At 43.1% G+C, this 17,198-nt stretch carries 18 protein-coding genes; 14 read left to right on the top strand and 4 right to left on the bottom strand.

What is annotated here, in order from left to right; all coding sequences use genetic code 11:
• Positions 1–316: 316 nt before the first annotated feature.
• From IYN84_RS09190 to gpsA, 8 genes are all read left to right on the top strand, one after another.
• Positions 317–2,587, top strand: coding sequence for a serine/threonine-protein kinase (locus tag IYN84_RS09190; RefSeq protein ID WP_196138907.1), 2,271 nt, complete (start codon positions 317–319; stop codon positions 2,585–2,587).
• Positions 2,584–3,363, top strand: a complete 780-nt coding sequence (locus IYN84_RS09185) for a PP2C family serine/threonine-protein phosphatase (RefSeq protein ID WP_196138906.1) — start codon at positions 2,584–2,586, stop codon at positions 3,361–3,363. The genes IYN84_RS09190 and IYN84_RS09185 overlap by 4 nt, the downstream gene beginning before the upstream one ends.
• Positions 3,364–3,414: 51 nt before the next feature.
• Entirely contained in the window at positions 3,415–3,762 is a 348-nt protein-coding gene (locus IYN84_RS09180; protein ID WP_196138905.1) for an FHA domain-containing protein, read from the top strand.
• A 94-nt stretch (positions 3,763–3,856) separates the two neighbouring features.
• Entirely contained in the window at positions 3,857–4,765 is a 909-nt protein-coding gene (locus tag IYN84_RS09175; protein WP_196138904.1) for an SPFH domain-containing protein, read from the top strand.
• 27 nt (positions 4,766–4,792) lie between these two features.
• Complete coding sequence (locus tag IYN84_RS09170) at positions 4,793–5,236, top strand: NfeD family protein (protein WP_196138903.1); 444 nt, start codon at positions 4,793–4,795, stop codon at positions 5,234–5,236.
• 212 nt (positions 5,237–5,448) lie between these two features.
• Complete coding sequence (locus IYN84_RS09165) at positions 5,449–5,871, top strand: rhodanese-like domain-containing protein (protein ID WP_196138902.1); 423 nt, start codon at positions 5,449–5,451, stop codon at positions 5,869–5,871.
• A gap of 92 nt (positions 5,872–5,963) precedes the next feature.
• Positions 5,964–6,494, top strand: coding sequence for a protein-export chaperone SecB (gene secB, locus IYN84_RS09160; protein WP_196138901.1), 531 nt, complete (start codon positions 5,964–5,966; stop codon positions 6,492–6,494).
• A 30-nt stretch (positions 6,495–6,524) separates the two neighbouring features.
• Positions 6,525–7,538, top strand: a complete 1,014-nt coding sequence (gene gpsA, locus IYN84_RS09155) for an NAD(P)H-dependent glycerol-3-phosphate dehydrogenase (RefSeq protein WP_196138900.1) — start codon at positions 6,525–6,527, stop codon at positions 7,536–7,538.
• 39 nt (positions 7,539–7,577) lie between these two features.
• Here the strand turns inward: gpsA and trmL are convergent, their stop codons facing one another.
• Genes trmL through glnL form a run of 3 tightly spaced genes read right to left on the bottom strand, consistent with a single transcriptional unit; the run spans position 7,578 to position 10,504 of the window.
• The gene (gene trmL / locus IYN84_RS09150; protein WP_196138899.1) at positions 7,578–8,054 is read right to left on the bottom strand and encodes a tRNA (uridine(34)/cytosine(34)/5-carboxymethylaminomethyluridine(34)-2'-O)-methyltransferase TrmL; all 477 of its coding nucleotides are present in this window, start codon (positions 8,052–8,054) and stop codon (positions 7,578–7,580) included.
• Positions 8,055–8,097: 43 nt separating this feature from the next.
• Positions 8,098–9,498: a nitrogen regulation protein NR(I) gene (gene ntrC / locus IYN84_RS09145; RefSeq protein ID WP_196138898.1), complete on the bottom strand. Its 1,401-nt coding sequence runs from the start codon at positions 9,496–9,498 to the stop codon at positions 8,098–8,100.
• Complete coding sequence (gene glnL, locus IYN84_RS09140) at positions 9,491–10,504, bottom strand: nitrogen regulation protein NR(II) (RefSeq protein WP_256435597.1); 1,014 nt, start codon at positions 10,502–10,504, stop codon at positions 9,491–9,493. Before glnL ends, ntrC begins: the two co-directional genes overlap by 8 nt.
• Positions 10,505–10,661: 157 nt before the next feature.
• Here glnL and IYN84_RS09135 point away from each other — a divergent pair, with 157 nt between their 5' ends.
• On the top strand, positions 10,662–10,814 hold the full coding sequence (locus tag IYN84_RS09135; RefSeq protein WP_196138896.1) for a hypothetical protein: 153 nt from the start codon (positions 10,662–10,664) through the stop codon (positions 10,812–10,814).
• Here the strand turns inward: IYN84_RS09135 and serA are convergent.
• Entirely contained in the window at positions 10,811–12,040 is a 1,230-nt protein-coding gene (serA, locus tag IYN84_RS09130; RefSeq protein WP_196139188.1) for a phosphoglycerate dehydrogenase, read from the bottom strand. The two genes, IYN84_RS09135 and serA, sit on opposite strands and share 4 nt — an antisense overlap.
• A gap of 196 nt (positions 12,041–12,236) precedes the next feature.
• On the opposite strand from serA, the gene IYN84_RS09125 reads away from it, so the two are divergent.
• The 5 genes from IYN84_RS09125 (at position 12,237) to IYN84_RS09105 (ending at position 17,195) form a co-directional block, all read left to right on the top strand.
• Positions 12,237–12,497: an acyl carrier protein gene (locus IYN84_RS09125; protein WP_196138895.1), complete on the top strand. Its 261-nt coding sequence runs from the start codon at positions 12,237–12,239 to the stop codon at positions 12,495–12,497.
• A gap of 319 nt (positions 12,498–12,816) precedes the next feature.
• A complete protein-coding gene (locus tag IYN84_RS09120) occupies positions 12,817–13,434 on the top strand; it encodes an XrtA/PEP-CTERM system exopolysaccharide export protein (RefSeq protein ID WP_196138894.1) in 618 nt (205 codons plus the stop codon).
• A 14-nt stretch (positions 13,435–13,448) separates the two neighbouring features.
• Positions 13,449–14,981, top strand: a complete 1,533-nt coding sequence (locus IYN84_RS09115; RefSeq protein WP_196138893.1) for an XrtA system polysaccharide chain length determinant — start codon at positions 13,449–13,451, stop codon at positions 14,979–14,981.
• Positions 14,978–15,802 (top strand): CpsD/CapB family tyrosine-protein kinase, encoded by an 825-nt coding sequence (locus IYN84_RS09110; RefSeq protein ID WP_196138892.1) that lies wholly within the window; start codon positions 14,978–14,980, stop codon positions 15,800–15,802. Before IYN84_RS09115 ends, IYN84_RS09110 begins: the two co-directional genes overlap by 4 nt.
• A 1-nt stretch (position 15,803) precedes the next feature.
• On the top strand, positions 15,804–17,195 hold the full coding sequence (locus IYN84_RS09105; RefSeq protein ID WP_196138891.1) for a hypothetical protein: 1,392 nt from the start codon (positions 15,804–15,806) through the stop codon (positions 17,193–17,195).
• Positions 17,196–17,198: the final 3 nt, after the last annotated feature.

The following is a 17,198-nucleotide window of genomic DNA, read 5'->3' as shown; positions in this document are numbered from 1 at the left end:
TTCTTTCATTAATTTGGATGGTTAATTGACGCACGATTATACACTATTGTTATTCGAATGTGGCTCTCAGCGGGAAACGAAAGCGAGTAGCCCGGAAAGCTTTCAGATTGTGATTTAGGTCGGTAACTTGTGAATTATTGCTAAACACCCCGAGGCAACTTGCCTATAATGACCTTTTTACTGGCTAATAGCACTTATTGGCTTTTGCCCATGCCAGCTTAATGACTGCATGTCAGCTTAATGACAGAATATATAAGCTTAATTACATAGCCGCTGCCCATATAAAGATAATAACTATTGGAGCCGTTGTTTTCTCATGACTAACAGCCGAGTTTTACCCTTCCACCATACAGGCTGGTTTTACCTGTTATTGATCTGCTTTGTGGCGGTTTTCGGACTTTTATGGGGCGGTCAATTTTCAGTAGTTGAACAGTGGAATCGTGATTTGCTTTATCGTGTCTTTCCTCAGCAAGAAAACACTTCCAAAGCCGCCAGTGTCAAGGTTGAGCTTTCAGACAGAGAAAGCTTAATCAGATTAATCAATCGCTTACCACAAACAAAATTTATTCTATCATCTAAGGCTCCAGAAAAATGGCTGAATAGCATAGCCGGAGTACTGGAGTCATCCGTTGGTAAAAATCAGTTAGACAACCTGGTTATACTCAGTACCCGGCAAACTACTGAGAATGGACTCTTTGCAAGAGCTGATAGCTGGACATTTATCGGGCACGGATGGCGATATCTCCAAGATGACAAAGAGCTGACCTGGAGAACCGACAATGATGTTGTAGTGGCACCGCTAATGAGTCGTGATGCTGCTTTTTCCGCACTATGGCACAGCGGAAAATACTTTCAGCCAGCTGCCGTAGCCTGGATACTGGCGGGTGTTGGTCAGGCCCAGCCTGAGCTCAGTGCGCAAGCAAATTTGGCATTAACCGTTGGTGAGCAATTTTATCCGTTGGGGTATAACGGGAAAGTTTACGGCGGAGGCAAGGCTGTTGACACTATTGGGCTAGATTCACTTTTACAAATGCAGCCGCAAAGCGCGCCAAATCTAATACTATTGCAGCACTCTGGTTTTGAGATTGATGAGCTTTTAAGCCAGATTGTCGCTCGACTGGAACAGAAAAACTATCTGACTCAAAGCTGGGCGACCATTTTGCTCAATACTTTTCTTTGGGTCCTGCTCACCCTGGCTGCGACTTTGGTTGCCAGGCAAAGGGGCGTTGTCCAAATAGTCAGCATTAGCGGTATAGTGACTCTTCTCGTACTTTGTCAATATCTGGCTTTTACTCAGCACCAGTGGTTTTCCGTGATCCCTCTAGCCAGTTTGCTCGCCATCGTATTTATTCTGGTCAATGCGTATTTTTATGAATATCGCCGTTTTTCCCGCTTGCAAGCCGAGCAATCGCGTTTATTGGCGCTAACGGCGCCATATCTTTATCAGGCGAGAGATTTTGAAAAGATTCAGCCCTGGTTGGAAAGTGTTGAGCCAGGAGAGCAGTTAAGTGAAACCCTTTTTGATCTGGGATTACGCGCTGAAGCGGAAAATAACCGGACCTTTGCCCTAAAGCTATTTGAATGGCATGAGCGCAGAACAAGTGGTCATAAGGGAGCGCTTGATAAACTCAACGAGTATCGCCAGTTAGAAGAAAGCGAAAATAAAGATGGGCTTGACTCAACACTAGTTATCCAGCCAGGACAAACGTCTCCGGGAAGTGTAACTAATCCTATTTTCCAGATTGAAAGCTTTGGACGCTATCAGGTTGAGGGGGTGCTTGGGCGCGGTGCCATGGGGATTGTCTTTCAGGGCGTTGATCCAAAGATTAATCGTCACGTTGCAATCAAAACTCTTCAGCTATGCGCTGAAGATGCAGACGAACATTTTACCGAGAATAAAGATCGTTTTTTCAGAGAAGCCGAAACTGCCGGTAATTTAAGTCATGCAAACATAGTCACTATTTATGATGTGGGTGAAGAAGGAGACCTTGGCTATATCGCGATGGATCTCCTTACCGGTGCGCCATTATCCAACTTTTTAAAACCTGAAAGCCGGCTACCGGTACCTTTGGTTTACCAGTTAATGATACAGATTACCGATGCGCTCGATTATGCACATAAACAAAATGTGGTGCATCGGGATATTAAGCCGGCAAATATTATCTATGATGATGATATTCAGCGAGTTACATTGACTGATTTTGGCATTGCCTATGTTACTGATCAAAGCAAAACTCGTACTGGTACTATCGTCGGAAGTCCATTCTATATGTCGCCAGAGCAAGTGATGGGGAAAAAAGTTGATGGCCGCAGTGACATATTTAGTCTGGGAGTAACTTTCTATCAGTTATTAAGCGGTCACTTGCCGTTTGGGGGAGAGTCCATTGCCAGTGTTGCCTATCATATTACCAAGAGTAAACAGGAATCAGTCCGCAGCTGGGATAGTAAGCTTCCCGCAAGCGCGGTCAGAATTACCAACAAAGCGTTACAAAAAGATGCGAGCAAGCGCTTTCAAACTATGCTTGAATTCAAACAAGCACTAATCAGTGCATTGAAGAGAGATTTTAGAAAGGCGCCGATAGTATGATATTTAGAGCTCAGGCGATATGCGAACAGGGCAAAGTCAGACCGAATAATGAAGATGCAATTCGGTATGGAAGTCTTGAAAATTCTGATGTTGCGAAGGGAAATTTGCTCTGGATGGCTGTAGCTGATGGCATGGGAGGCCACAAAGCTGGCGAAGTAGCCAGTTGCATGTTTGTTCAGCATGCCGAACAGTCTTTGCAGAAATGGCTGAGTAATTTGCATGAGCAACCAAAAGCACAACAAAGCGAACAATATTTAGCGAAGATAATTGAAGAGGCTAATAGCCTGATTTTTGAGGCGGCCAGAAACAATGAAGAATATCTTGGAATGGGGACTACAGGGGTACTACTGGTCTGTTGGCAAAACTTTGTTGCTTTTGCCTGGGTTGGAGATTCCAGGCTTTACCGACTGAGGAAAAATGAACTCCAGCAGTTAACAGAAGACCATACTATGATTCAGTACCTGCTAAATAAAGGCTCGATTTCCCAGGAGGAGGCCAGACGTTCAAATACCAGGCATCTATTGTCCAGGGCGGTAGGCGTCAAAGCGAACATTGAAGTGGACTCCGGAAGTACGTCGCTGAATACAGGAGATGCGCTTCTTGCTTCGACTGACGGACTGCATGAAAGCCTTTCCGATGGTGAAATGGCCGGATTTTTAGCGCAGGCAGCAATGGGTTACACCGTTGTTGAACCTATGGTGAGAAGGGCTATGGCTGAAGGTAGTCGAGATAATCTAACCTTGGGGATTATTTCAACCTTGCAAGAAACAGATTGAAATTTTATTCATTTTTAAGACAAATCACTTTAAATTAAAGCGGAGTTATTAATGGCTTACCTGGCACTTATTGTTGAAGATGTTGTTATCAACAAATGGGAAATTAACGATGAAGTTATTATCCTGGGGCGAGCAAAGGATTGTGATATTCAAATTGACGACCAATCGGTTAGTTCCAAGCATGCTCGTCTTGTTGTTGAAGCAGACCCATACCTTGACGGGGCTGAAAACATCTATATTGAAGATTTAAAAAGCACAAATGGTACTGAGCTTAACGGACGCAAAGTAAGCAGAGAGAAGCTGGCTGATGGCGATATGATTAAAGTAGGGTTTAATCAGTTTCGTTTTGTTAACAGTGATAGCAAAGGGCTCGATGATACTGCGGTAATTGTTAATTAGTGGTTTGGAGTTGAGGCGGAATATTTGAAGTAAACAATCGTTAACAAAGAATAACGACTGTAAACAATTAAACTAACCAGATAAAGGAACAGATATGGACGCAGGATATATAGTTTTAGGTATTTTAGGGGTAATTGTTTTTCTTGTCTTTCTTGGCGCCAAAACGGTTCCGCAGGGTCATGAATACACGGTAGAGAGATTTGGAAAATATACCAAGAGTTTACGTCCGGGTTTTAACTGGATCACACCTGTTATCGAAACCGTTGGCGCGAAAGTCAATATGATGGAGCAGGTACTGGACATTCCAGAGCAGCAGGTTATTTCTCAAGATAATGCGACGGTAACAATTGATGCTGTCTGTTTTTATCAGATAGTCAATTCGGCACAAGCTATCTATGAAGTAAATGATCTGGAAAGGGCAATGCAAAATCTTGTCATGACTAACATTCGTACGGTACTGGGTTCTATGGATCTGGATGAAATGTTGTCTAAGCGAGATCAGATTAACGCACGCATTTTAGGCATCGTAGATGAAGCTACAAATCCATGGGGGGTCAAAGTCACTCGAATCGAAATCAAGGATATTTTGCCGCCGAAGGATCTTGTTGATGCTATGGCACAACAAATGAAGGCAGAAAGACTTAAGCGTGCCAATATTCTTGAAGCGGAAGGTTTTAAACAGGCTGCAATTTTGAAAGCTGAGGGTGAAAAAGAAGCTGAAATTCGCCAAGCAGAAGGGGAAAGACAGGCCGCATTTCTGGAAGCAGAGGCCAGAGAAAGGCAAGCCCAGGCGGAAGCTGCAGCAACCAATATGGTTTCTGAAGCGATTGCGAAAGGTGATATTCAAGCGGTCAATTATTTCATTTCGCAAAAATATATCGATGCACTTACAGAAATAGGCAAAGCTGAAAACAGCAAACTGGTTATGATGCCGCTCGAAGCCGGCTCTGTTATTGGATCTATTGCAGGTATTGCGGAAATTGCCAAGGCAGTAAAAAGCTAAGTCGTCGCAGTGATTGAGGAGATAAATATGTTAGAGAATCTGGTTTACTGGCATTGGATGGTGCTTGGACTCGTACTCGTTATTCTGGAAATGCTTGCGCCGGGAGCCATTTTAATGTGGTTTGGCTTTGGGGCAATTATTGTGGGCGGGTTGTTGTTCCTTTTTCCAGAAATGGGATGGGAATGGCAGGTATTAATTTTCTCTCTCATTTCATTTGCCAGTATTTTTGCCTGGAAAAAATTACGTAAAAGTAGCCCAGATGATGACACTGAGTCCGGCACTTTGAATCAAAGAGGAAAGGCGCTTGTGGGACGCAAAGTGCCATTGAAGGAGGCTATTGTTAATGGCGTTGGCCGAATTCAAATTGATGATACTTTCTGGCGAGTTGAGGGCGATGACATGGAGGAAGGCCGGTTGGTGAGAATAACAGACACTGATGGAGCGACATTAAAGGTGGAGCCCTCTGAATAAGGTTTCCAGTGTTTTTAATTATGGCGCCAGGCATTGCCTGGCGTTTTTGTTTATTTCTGGATAACTTTATGGAGCCAAGGCTTTTCAAAATAGCGCTGTAAGTCAATAGATCACTACATGCAGTGTGTGTATAATGCTCAGCCCCTAGCCTGATTTCAAAAGGTTTCAGGCGACGAAAAGGTATTCGTCCAAACAGATATTTAAGGTAATTTATGAACGAATTTGTACAATTTGCAATCGATAACTGGCAGCTTTCCAGTGCGTGGCTGGTTGTTGCTATTGTGTTGCTAAGTATTCAAATCAAAATCACAGCTCACGGCCCAAAATCACTGACAACTCAGATGGTTACCGATATGGTAAATAGAGAGAATGCAGTAGTGGTTGATATTCGAGGGCAGGCTGATTTTGGCAAAGGACATATACAGGGAGCTTTGAATATACCCCTGAGTAAAATAAAAGAAAATACAAAAGACCTTGAAAAATATAAAGACAGTCCCATTATTATGGTCTGCGCTAACGGCATCCAGGTCGCTGCGGCTTGTCAAATCCTGAACAAAGCAGGTTTTCAACAGGTTCACAAGCTAGCTGGAGGGATGGCGTCTTGGATTGGGGATAATTTACCCGTAGTGAAGTAGTTAAAGGGGGGTGAGTAGAATAATACTTGCCAATTTCGCTTCCAGGGCAAATACCAGAAGATAATTAATTTTTGGAATAAAAGAGAGAAATCATGACAGATCAAGTAGAAAATAATCAGGAAGCAGCGGCAGAGGGTCAACAAGCAGCTCCTCAATTTGCGGTACAGCGCGTTTATGTAAAAGATATTTCATTTGAAGCACCTAATTTACCAGAGCTATTCAATGTCGAGTTCAAGCCTCAGGTAAAAATGGAGATGAACAGCAAGTCTCGTTTAGTTGCTGACAATAACTTTGAAGTTGTATTGAGCGTAACTTTAAGCGCAGAAGTTGAAGAGAAGACTGCGTTTTTGGCTGAAGTTCAGCAAGCAGGTATCTTCTTTATTAAAGACTTCAATGAGCAGCAAACGCATCAACTTTTAGGTGCAGCAGCACCAGAAGCTCTTTACCCTTATGTTCGCGAAGCTATTGCTAACCTTATCGGTCGTACAGGTTTCCCTGCAATTCAGTTGACTCCGGTTAACTTCATGGGACTTTACATGGAAAGAATGCAGCGTGCACAAGCTGAAGCACAGCAGCAAGCAGAAGCTCAAGGCGAAAACGCAGGCTCTGAAACCGTACAGTAATTTCTACCCACGCTAAGTGATAGTGAATTAATGACGGATATATTTAAAAGACCTATTGCGGTACTGGGCGCAGGCTCGTTTGGTACCGCATTAGCTATCTTGCTTGCCAAAAATGGCAACCCGACGACTCTTTGGGGCAGAGATGCCAAACAAATTGAAGACGCCAAACAGTCGGGATTCAATGCAAAATACCTCCCCGGTGTACCTCTTCCTGAAAGCCTTGAGTTAACCAGTTGTTTTGAAGCAGCGGTTAAAGGCGTACAGGATATACTGGTAGTGACTCCAAGCCATGCTTTCTCGAGTACTCTTGTTAAGCTTAAACCGCTGGTCGCTGAAGATGCTCGTATCGTTTGGGCCTGTAAGGGGGTTGAGCCAGAAACTGCAGAGTTTCTGGAAAAAAGGGTTATCGAGGTTTTTGGCGAAAGTTGTGCCAAAGCTGTTTTGTCGGGGCCTACTTTTGCCAAAGAGCTGGCGGTGGGCTCTCCAACAGCGATCACTCTGGCTTCTGATAACGGCCAGTTTGCTTCTGACCTGAGTCAACGTCTGGTCAATGAAACCTTCCGTATCTATTTGTCTTCCGATTTAAAAGGCGTGCAGTTTGGTGGAGCCTTTAAAAATATAGTGGCTATCGGTGCCGGTATGGCAGATGGGCTGGGGTTTGGTGCTAATGCCAGGACTGCTCTGGTCACCAGAGGGCTCGCCGAGATGATGCGTATGGGCGAGAAGCTTGGTGGACGCAAAGAAACTTTTACCGGTATGGCTGGGCTGGGTGATCTGGTTTTAACTTGTACCGATAATCAATCACGTAATCGTCGCTTTGGACTCGCTCTTGGTAAAGGAGCTAGCGTCGAGCAAGCTGCGAAGGAGATTGGGCAAGTTGTTGAAGGTGTGAGAAACACAAAGGAAGTTTTCCATCTGGCTAACAAGCTGGAAGTGGACATGCCTATTTGCCAGGCTATTTACAGGATCATATACGAAAATCAAGACCCTAAAATAGCGGCAAGAGAGCTGTTAACTCGAGATCTTAAAGTCGAAGGTGATTAACAGTCTACTCACTGTTTTTTCAAAACATAATTTTTTGCATTAATCTTCAGGCAAAAATGCCCCTTTGAAATCTAGCTGACGCCATGCTTCGTAAACAAAAACGGCCACGCAGTTAGATAAGTTCAGGCTGCGACTATTTTCCATCATTGGCAGTCTGAGTATGTTACTTTTGGGTAAGCTTTCCAATATTTCAACTGGCAGTCCCCGAGATTCGGGACCAAACAATAAATAATCATTTGCTGCGAATTGCGCCTGAGTCGGGTTTGCTCTGCCTTTGGTAGAACAGGCAAATAATCTTTGTGGTGATTCATTATCCAGAAATGTCTGGTAATTTTTGTGAATTTTCAGTGCCGCAAATTCATGGTAATCGAGCCCTGCTCTTCTGAGCCTTTTGTCATCTAACTCAAAACCGCAAGGCTCTATGATATGAAGGTTAAATCCAGTATTGGCACACAGCCGAATGATGTTACCGGTGTTAGGCGGAATTTCTGGCTCGAACAGGACTATATTAAGCATTTTGAAACTTGAATCGGATTACATTTAAATCTGGGTAGCTAGTTTACCCTGTCTTGAGCTTTCTTGTTAGTGTATTTCTACCCCACCCAAGGACTTTCGAAGCTTCTGCTTTTTTCCCAACCGTGATTTCCAGAGCCGTCTTAATCATCAATTGCTCGATATCTGATTGCGCTTTGATTAATGCATTATGATTGCCTTTTTGGTATTCGCTAATCAACTTATTGGCGAGTATATTTTGCCACTCGACAGTCGGCAGATTGGGAGTCGATTGATCGGCGATATCTGGCGGTAAATCCTGCGGTAGAATTATTTGTGAGTTAGCCATTACTGACAGCCAGCGACATGTATTTTCAAGCTGTCTTACATTTCCTGGCCAGTGATAGGCCTGTAGTATGGTAAGCGATTGTTCAGATAGCTGCTTGCGAGGCTCGCCAATCTCATTGGCTATCTTGGATAAGAAATAATCTGCCAGTAATGGTATGTCGCTACTTCTTTGTCTTAACGCAGGTAATCTCAATGGAATCACGTTGAGGCGATGATAGAGATCTTCCCTGAACTCACCTCTTTTTACTTTTTCGCCCAGGTCCTGATGGGTTGCTGCAATTATTCGAACATTGACTCGAGTAGGCTGAGTTGAGCCAATACGATAAAAGGAACCTTCGGACAATACCCTGAGTAATCGTGTTTGTGTTTCTAATGGCATATCACCAATTTCATCAAGGAAAAGGGTGCCGCCATCAGCTTGTTCAAATCGACCAAGGTAACGTGCATTTGCACCGGTAAAAGCCCCTCGCTCATGACCAAATAACTCTGACTCGATCAGGTCTCTGGGGATTGCTGCCATATTTAGCGCAATAAATGGGGCCCCTTTTCTGGGACTATGCTGGTGAAGTGCGTTAGCCACCAGTTCTTTTCCGGTTCCGGATTCACCATGAATGAGCACTGTGACCTGTGAATTGGAAAGTCTGCCAATTGCTCGATACAGATCTTGCATAGCTGGCGACTCGCCAACAATTGAAAAACGTTCAGAGTGCTCCTCCAATCTTTCCGGTGGTTGCTCAGTGTGTTTTGCATGCAGTGCTCTGTCCACTGTGGCAACAACTTCATCAAGATCGAATGGTTTTGGCAAATACTCAAATGCTCCTTGTTGGTAGGCTTGTACAGCACTATCAAGATCGGAATGAGCCGTCATGATGATCACCGGTAATTCCGGTAGGATTTCCTGGCAGTAATCGAGTAGCTCTATTCCGCTTTTTCCCTGCATTCGAATATCGCTCATCAATAAATCAAAAGATTGACGTTCGAGTTGAGTCTGAGCGTCTTCTGCCGAGTTAGCCTGGATTACAGTATGGCCAAGGTCGGATAGTAATTCATTAAGCACCCAGCGAATGCTGTCATCATCGTCGACTAGTAAAATGTTTTTGTTGTTGTATGAATTACTCATGATTATGCTCAAGCGGTAAAAAAATACTGAAACAGGTATTGCCTGGTTCGCTGGTGACTTCGATAATTCCTGCATGTCTTTGTACAAGCGACTGTGCAATACTCAGGCCAAGTCCGCTAGAGTTTTTGCCGGAAATGGTCGGGAAGAATATATCTCTTGTGATTTCGGGGGCTATTCCCGGGCCGTTATCGAGCACGTCGATTCTGATCACTTGCTTGTACTGAGTTTTGCCAATCGTATGCTGCATTAAGATTCGCGTTCGTAGTGTTATTTTCCCATTGTGGCTCACAGCCTCCACTGCATTTTTTACCAGATTAAGCAGCGCTTGCTGGATCTGGCCTGGAGATACTCTGATCTCGGGTAAACTAGGATCATAGTCACGTACAAACGTACTCTGTTCTTCACTTTGTAGTGTAATTATATCGACGACCTGTTCAGTGATTCGGTGGATATTGATTAATTGCGGCGGTTCTGGAGCCGCTGGCAAGAGTAGTTTGTCGACCAGGGAACCGAGGCGATCTGACTCCTGGATAATTATCTGGGTGTACCGACGGCTTACTTCATCCGGCAGTTTGCGCTCTAGCAATTGAGCCGCGCCTTTGATACCGCCTAAAGGGTTTTTTATCTCGTGAGCTAGATTTCTTATAAGGTGATTCGAAACCTCACTTTGGTGCTGAAGTTCCATATCTTTCCTAATATGAGAGTGATGTTCACTGGATTGGATTTCCAGAAGCAGGAATGACTCCCGATCGACTTCGCGGCCACTTGCCATCATGTTGACTCTGGTAATGCCGGTGGCTGTCCGCAATGGTGTATCTTCTATAAAGCATGACTGGTTTTGATCTACCAGTTGGCTTAAAGAGGAGTAATCAAACTCAAACCGAATCAATTCAAAAAAGTTTTGCTCGAGAATATGGCGAGCAGAAACACCCAGCAACCTTTCAGCTGACTGGTTCATCTGTTTTACCTGACATTGTTCGTTTAACAGAACGACAGCAGTGCTCAAAACTTCGATTGAAATCAACGGAATTAACTCTCTATATCGTAAACGTACTAACCAAAATGGTGAGATATTCTATTTTATACATTTCATTGCACCATTATAGTGCGTTATTATCCATTCGCAATAGCAATTGATGCAGCCTTACCAGGGTTAATCTAATATGGGGCTCGACTTGCGATTTATGACTTCACTAATCAAAAGCTTTCTTATTCAAATCTATTGCTGGCAATACCTGGGTGAGGCGTTCGAAGTGATCAGTATTCAGGGAAAAGCTGCTCCGGCATTAGTAACCGGAGCAACTGGCAGACTTTAGTAGAGAATTCGACTTCGAATTGTACCCGGAATCTGCTTGAGCTTTTCAAATGCATTGTTACTGGAAGACTGATCAATATCGGTAACTACATAACCTACATTTTTAGTTGTTTGCAAGTATTGGGCCGCGATATTGGCATTCTCGGAATAGAATACATCATTGATTTTAGCGAGAATTCCTGGCTCATTATGATGGAAGTGGCAGATTCTATGTTTACCAGCATGAGAAGGTAGAGCAACTTCAGGGATATTCACGGATGATAAGGTTGAACCGTTGTCACTATATTTGACTAGCTTCTCGCTAACCTCGATACCTATATTGGCTTGAGCTTCCATGGTACTGCCTCCAACATGCGGAGTAAGAATAACATTGTCGAAAGCGCGTAATGGCGACTCGAATTCATCCTGATTAGACTTAGGCTCTTTAGGGAAAACATCAATTGCCGCTCCGGTGACATCGCCGGATTCAAGTGCTTTACACAATGACTCAATTTCCACCACTGTGCCACGAGAGGCATTGATTAAAATGGCACCTTTTTTTAAGTGTGAAAAGGCTTCCGCATTCATCATAAGTTTGGTTTGTTCTGTTTCCGGAACATGGAAAGTGACAACATCGGAAGTTTCTAAAAGTTGATGATAGCTATCTGCTGCTACTGCATTTCCGAGCGCCAGCTTGCTTTCTATATCATAGAACTGCACGCTCATGCCGAGATTTTCTGCCAAAATTCCTATTTGTGTTCCAATATGCCCATAGCCAACAATGCCAAGAGTTTTTCCTCGGGTTTCAAATGAGTTAATAGCACTCTTTAGCCATTCGCCCCTGTGTGCGGCAGCATTTTTCAGGGGAACGCCGCGAAGGAGTAAAATCATTTCTCCGAGCACCAGTTCGGCAACACTGCGAGTATTGGCAAAAGGGGCGTTGAATACAGGAATGCCTCTTACTTCTGTGGCTTCTAGATCAACCTGGTTTGTACCGATACAAAAGCAGCCAATAGCAGCTAATTTCGGGGTATGTGCCAAAAGTGCTTCTGTTACCTGAGTTCGCGAGCGAATCCCGAGAAAATGGGCATCAGCCAGAGTGGATTTTAACTCGTCAAAAGGGAGCGACTTTGGCGCCGTAACAATATTGCTATAGCCTGAGTTTTCGAAAACTTTAACTGCACTTGCATGAATACCTTCAAGCAAGACTATTTTTATCTTTGCTTTGTCAAAAGAAGTTGCCTGGATGGTCACTGTTTTATTCCTATTATGGTTAGTAGGCTTAGGATAAGAAAAAATGTGTAGCAATACTATAGGTGAGAACAATCGATCTGTTATTTCGTCCAAATTATTGGTTATGCCTGCTATAAATGATGCAAATGTGGAGTGCATTGGGTGGCAGTTACTGATAGAATCCCGCCCAAATTAGGTAAAAGTACAAACTATGAGCAATTTGGACGTATCTTCCACAGTAAAACAGCTATTGATTGATATCCTGTCATTAGACTTGGAGGTTGAGCAAATGGCAGATGAAACTCTATTATTAGGAGATATTCCGGAGTTTGACTCTATGGCTATTGTCTCTGTGATTACTGCTCTGGAAGAAACTTTTGGCTTTATGGCTGAAGATGACGAACTTTCAGCAGAGGTATTTGAGTCTGTGGCGAGTTTAGTTGATTTTGTTAAAGAGAAACAAGCTGCCTAAACTACAGGCTTGGTCGCTTGCTTTGGATAGAAGTGATATAGGTTTGTAAAACCTGATTAAGGATAAATAGTGGTAAGCAGCAAATTGATTATTGCTGTGTGGACATTCAAGCTCAAGGAATGAGTCTCATCTGGTGTAGTGGCTTCTGCTACTATCTTGGCAATTCCCTGTTTGATTGACTAGTTTTACCTGTATTTAGTCTTGTTGCGATAGCATTTTATTTATTTGGGAGATGATTGACCGAAAATTGCTCAATTATTTGTCCAAATCGCTAAAAATGATATCATTACTCGGAGATGGAACTTAATAAGGAATGAAAATGATAAGAATTATCGGAATTTGTTTAGCACTGATGATTACTGGCTGTAGTAATCTTCCTGAATCCGTCAGCTATGGACCTGAAGTTAGCGAAAATTCACGTCTGCTAGTAGACCAGTATCATATCGGCGTTGATGATCAAGTTCAGGTGAATGTTTGGCGTCATCCGGATTTGTCTATCACGGTACCTGTCCGTCCTGACGGAAAAATATCGGTGCCATTGGTCGGAGAGGTTCTTGCGGGTGGCAAAACGCCGACAGAAGTTTCTGAAGATATCACACAAAAGTTAACCAAATTTATTAGGGATCCTCAGGTGGCGGTGATATTGGTCGAGCTAAGAAGCCACGAGTTTCTATCTCGAGTCAGAGTTACAGGTGCTGTGAGAGCGCCTCGTTCTCTCAATTTTCGCCAGGGAATGACCATTTTGGACGTCGTTTTGGAAGCCGGAGGGCTGAATGAATTTGCTGCTGGTAACAGCACTAAGTTGTTCCGAAAAATTAATGGTAAGATAGAGTCAATTGATATCGATATGTTCGATATACTCAATGATGGTGATATGCGAACCAATATTGCGATTGAACCAGGAGATATCATTTCGGTCCCTGAACGCACATTCTAAGGTAGTAGTTGTATATGGATATGTCGATAACCGATCTTCTCAAGAACCTGATGAGGGAAACTTGGGAAAGAAAAGTACTTTCAACAATATTGTTTGTAATTACAGCAATTTTATTTCTCGTATTGGCGCTAATCTGGCCCAAGGTTTATACCTCATCCAGTACTATATTTGTCGATAGACAAAATATTTTGCGTCCCTTAATGGAAGGGACTGCTGTCACTACTAGCGCTCAGGACAGAGCAAAAATTGCGCGTGAAATAGTATTTAGCCGTAAATCGATGAGCCAGATTCTCCAGGCTGCAGATTGGTTTGACTCTGAGCCCTCGGCAATTGAAAGAGATCAGAAGATTGAGTCGATTAAAAAAAGGACTGAATTTAGAAACTCTGGAGATAATTTACTTCGAATCTCTTTCAAAGACGAACTGCCTAGAAGAGCTTATGAAACCACCAAGCTCATGTCTGAAATCATCGTCGATGAAACTCTCCGAACTAAGCGAGAAGAGAGTCGTGCAGCATTTGAGTTTATCAATAGTCAGGTAGAGGAATACCATAAAAAGCTCCAAAACGCAGAACAAGCGATTAAGGATTTTAGATCTCGCAATATTGATGCGACTCCTGGCGCGGAAGCTGCTGCTGATGAACGCCTGTTACAACTCAAGCGTCAGCTAGAAGGCGTTGAAATGGAAATCTATGAAGAACGCTCAAAGCTTGAAGCCAGAAGAAGGCAACTAGCAGGCGAAAGCGGTACTCAAAACTCAGGAAGCATCGCTCGAGAAAGTCAGTTAAGTGCGCGAATTCAACAACTTGAAGAACGGTTAGCGGATCTTCGTCTTACCTATATGGAAGATTATCCCGACATAGTACAGTTGAAAGGTCAAATTCAGACACTTGAAGATCAAATTAAACAAGAAATTGAGACAAGAAACTCTGGTAGCAATTCTGGCAATACTGAACTGCGAGATGGTCCCATTGCCCAAGAGCTACGCCGTCAGATTTTACGCTCGCAAACAACCTTGTCTTCGCTCGACTCTCGTAAACAACAAATTGAAAACCTGATGGAAAGAGAAAGAGCGACGAAAGATCGAATTAATGCGGTTGAGGCAGAAATGGCTGAGCTAACTCGGGACAATCAGGTTAATCAGCAAATGTATCAGCAATTGTTAGAGCAAAGGGAGAATGCTCGTATATCAATGAATATTGACATCGAAAACCAGGGTCTAACTGTAAAGATTCAGGAGTCGGCTTCTTTACCTGTGACGCCAAAAGGTATCCGCTTTGCTCACATTGTTCTGGCTGGATTGGTACTGTCAATTTTCGTACCTATTGGTATCAGTTATGGTTTAAGTATGATTGATCAAAAGGTACGTGACGCAAAAGTGATCACTGAAGGGCTTGGATTACCTGTTCTGGCCTCTGTCTACACGGCAAGTACTCCAGCTCAAAAGAAAAGTAATTTTATGAAAGCTTCGGTAATTGGACTGATTGCATTTTCAATTTGGGCGCTTTATGGATACCAGATTTACCTAAGAGTGGCGGGAATATCATGAGTATTATCGAATCAGCCTATTTAAAATCCAAAGGCAAAAAAGATGGAAAGGACTCCGAAGATTTCATTGATGAAATTGTTCAATCTGAAAAAGAGGTTGCTGAGTCAAGATCTCGTCCGCCGAAAGATTTAGCATCTGCGCGCAACCAGATAACTCAGATGGCTCAAGATAAAATTTTTACCGCAGAAGAGTTGGCGGCTAAAGGTTTGATCAATCCGTCGATGAAAGATTCGGTTTTGCTCAATAAATATCGGAACTTGAGAACAAAACTACTGACTTCAACTGAGAAAGAAAACTTCGTAACTTTGGTGACTTCTGTTGTTCCATCCGGTGGTAACAGCATGGTGGCAACAAACCTGGCGGCAACCTTTGCATTGGATGAAGGCAAGACATCACTACTTGTAGATGCCAATATTAATAATCCGCAACTAGCTAGCTTGCTAGATGTAGAGTCTGATATTGGCTTGATCGATTATCTTGAGTCAGACGAATACGGCATGGAAGATGTGCTCAAGAAAACGCCAATACCAAGACTGCGCTTACTGCCCAGCGGTAAGGTGAGAGTCAGTGCTGCGGAATATTTCACATCAGAAAAAATGAAAAGTATGATGAAAGATATGGCAACCCGCTATCCAGAGCGCTTTCCTATCATTGATGCACCAAGTATTACCCAATCTGCGGATACTCGAATTCTAATCGAAATGTGTGACATGGTGATTTTAGTCGTACCTCATGGAAAATGTACTAAAGAAGAAATTCGTTACGCCGCGATGGCTATTGGAAATGAAAAATTAACAGGGATAGTTTTAAACGAGTTCTAATATGAAACGAAATGCGCTAGCAAAAGCGACCTTGGCTTTTTTGTCTCTCTTAAGTGTTGGCGCTAGCGCCGGAGAGTATACTTATTCGATATTTAACAACTCTCGATTTAGTGACAATATCGCCGAATCAGCTTCGGAAGTTGAGGAGTCAGGTCAGTCATACAATACGGGGATTTCTTTTCGAATACTATCTGACCCATCGACGCAATGGCAGCTGCAAGCCGATGGGCGTTTTTCTCGAGAAATCTACTCGCAGGATGGATTGGAAGGCCAGAACTATAAACTTTTTTCAGGAAGCCTGGTTTATCAGCCTCGCTCTTCAAATTTTTCCCTTCGGATTATGGATGAACTGTCTCAGACTCCAAGAAACCGGTTTTCCTCTCAGTCAGTTAACAATGTAAGAGACAACAATATTTTTACTGTTGCATCTAGTTACTTTTATCGTTGGGGGTCTTTGGATAGAGTTTACTTCGATGTTAGCTACAGCGATACAAATAGTGATGATGTCGCTATTGATAACGGAATCGACAGCGATAGTGATGGGCAAAGTGAATCGGCAATTGATGGTTCGAGAACTGTGAATGAGGCATCGATCAGCTATGAGAGACAACTCAATTCAACCAACCTGTTTTATCTGTTTGTTGAAGCCAGTGAAATAGATTTTGATGCAGACTTTAATTTCACCACAGGACAGGGCGCTAGAGACTATGAACAACAAGATGCATATATTCGCTGGGTTGTTCGTGGAAGGGCCACTCGAATCCAGGTGGATTTAGGTCGCTCTAATATCGAAGATGTTCTCGGCTATGAAGCGGATGCTGGTTTGAGCGAGGTCATTATTAACAGACAGATTAATCGCACACATGCGCTGGAATTTACCCGTCGTACAGGTTTTGATAACTTACTCGATGCGAATTTCGCAGATAATAGTTATGACCTTGATAGTCAGGCGAATGACCTTTTTTCTGCTCAGGAAATAACTGAAACTCGGGCTGCTTATTCTGTCAGTAGTGAGACACTAAATGCAGTATTCAGTTTGCACAAGTCGGACTTAAAGAGTGTCAACTCAACGGACACAGAGGAAAGATCGGGCTTTGAACTTAACCTGTCCTATCCGGTATCCAGGCTATTTCATTTACCAACAGAATCTCACCTATCTTATCTCTATCGCCTGACAGATAGTGATTTTTCTACTTCCCTGAGTGACATAACTGATACGCGTTCGTCACTTTCCAGGTTGACTTTTACTTATCAATATAATGCTAATTTAGCTTTGCTTGCTGAGATAGAAAGACGTTCATCTCAGGACAAAGCAGGGATAGAGATAAGTCGAGATACGGATTCTACATCTTTAGTTTTGGGATTTACCTATTCACCTTCGGGCCGTTTTTAAATA

Source organism: Aliikangiella sp. G2MR2-5 (assembly GCF_015687155.1).
Classification (GTDB): Bacteria; Pseudomonadota; Gammaproteobacteria; order Enterobacterales; family Kangiellaceae; genus Aliikangiella.
The sequence above is the reverse complement of the archived record's forward strand: the minus strand, read 5'-3'. Positions and strand labels throughout refer to the sequence as shown.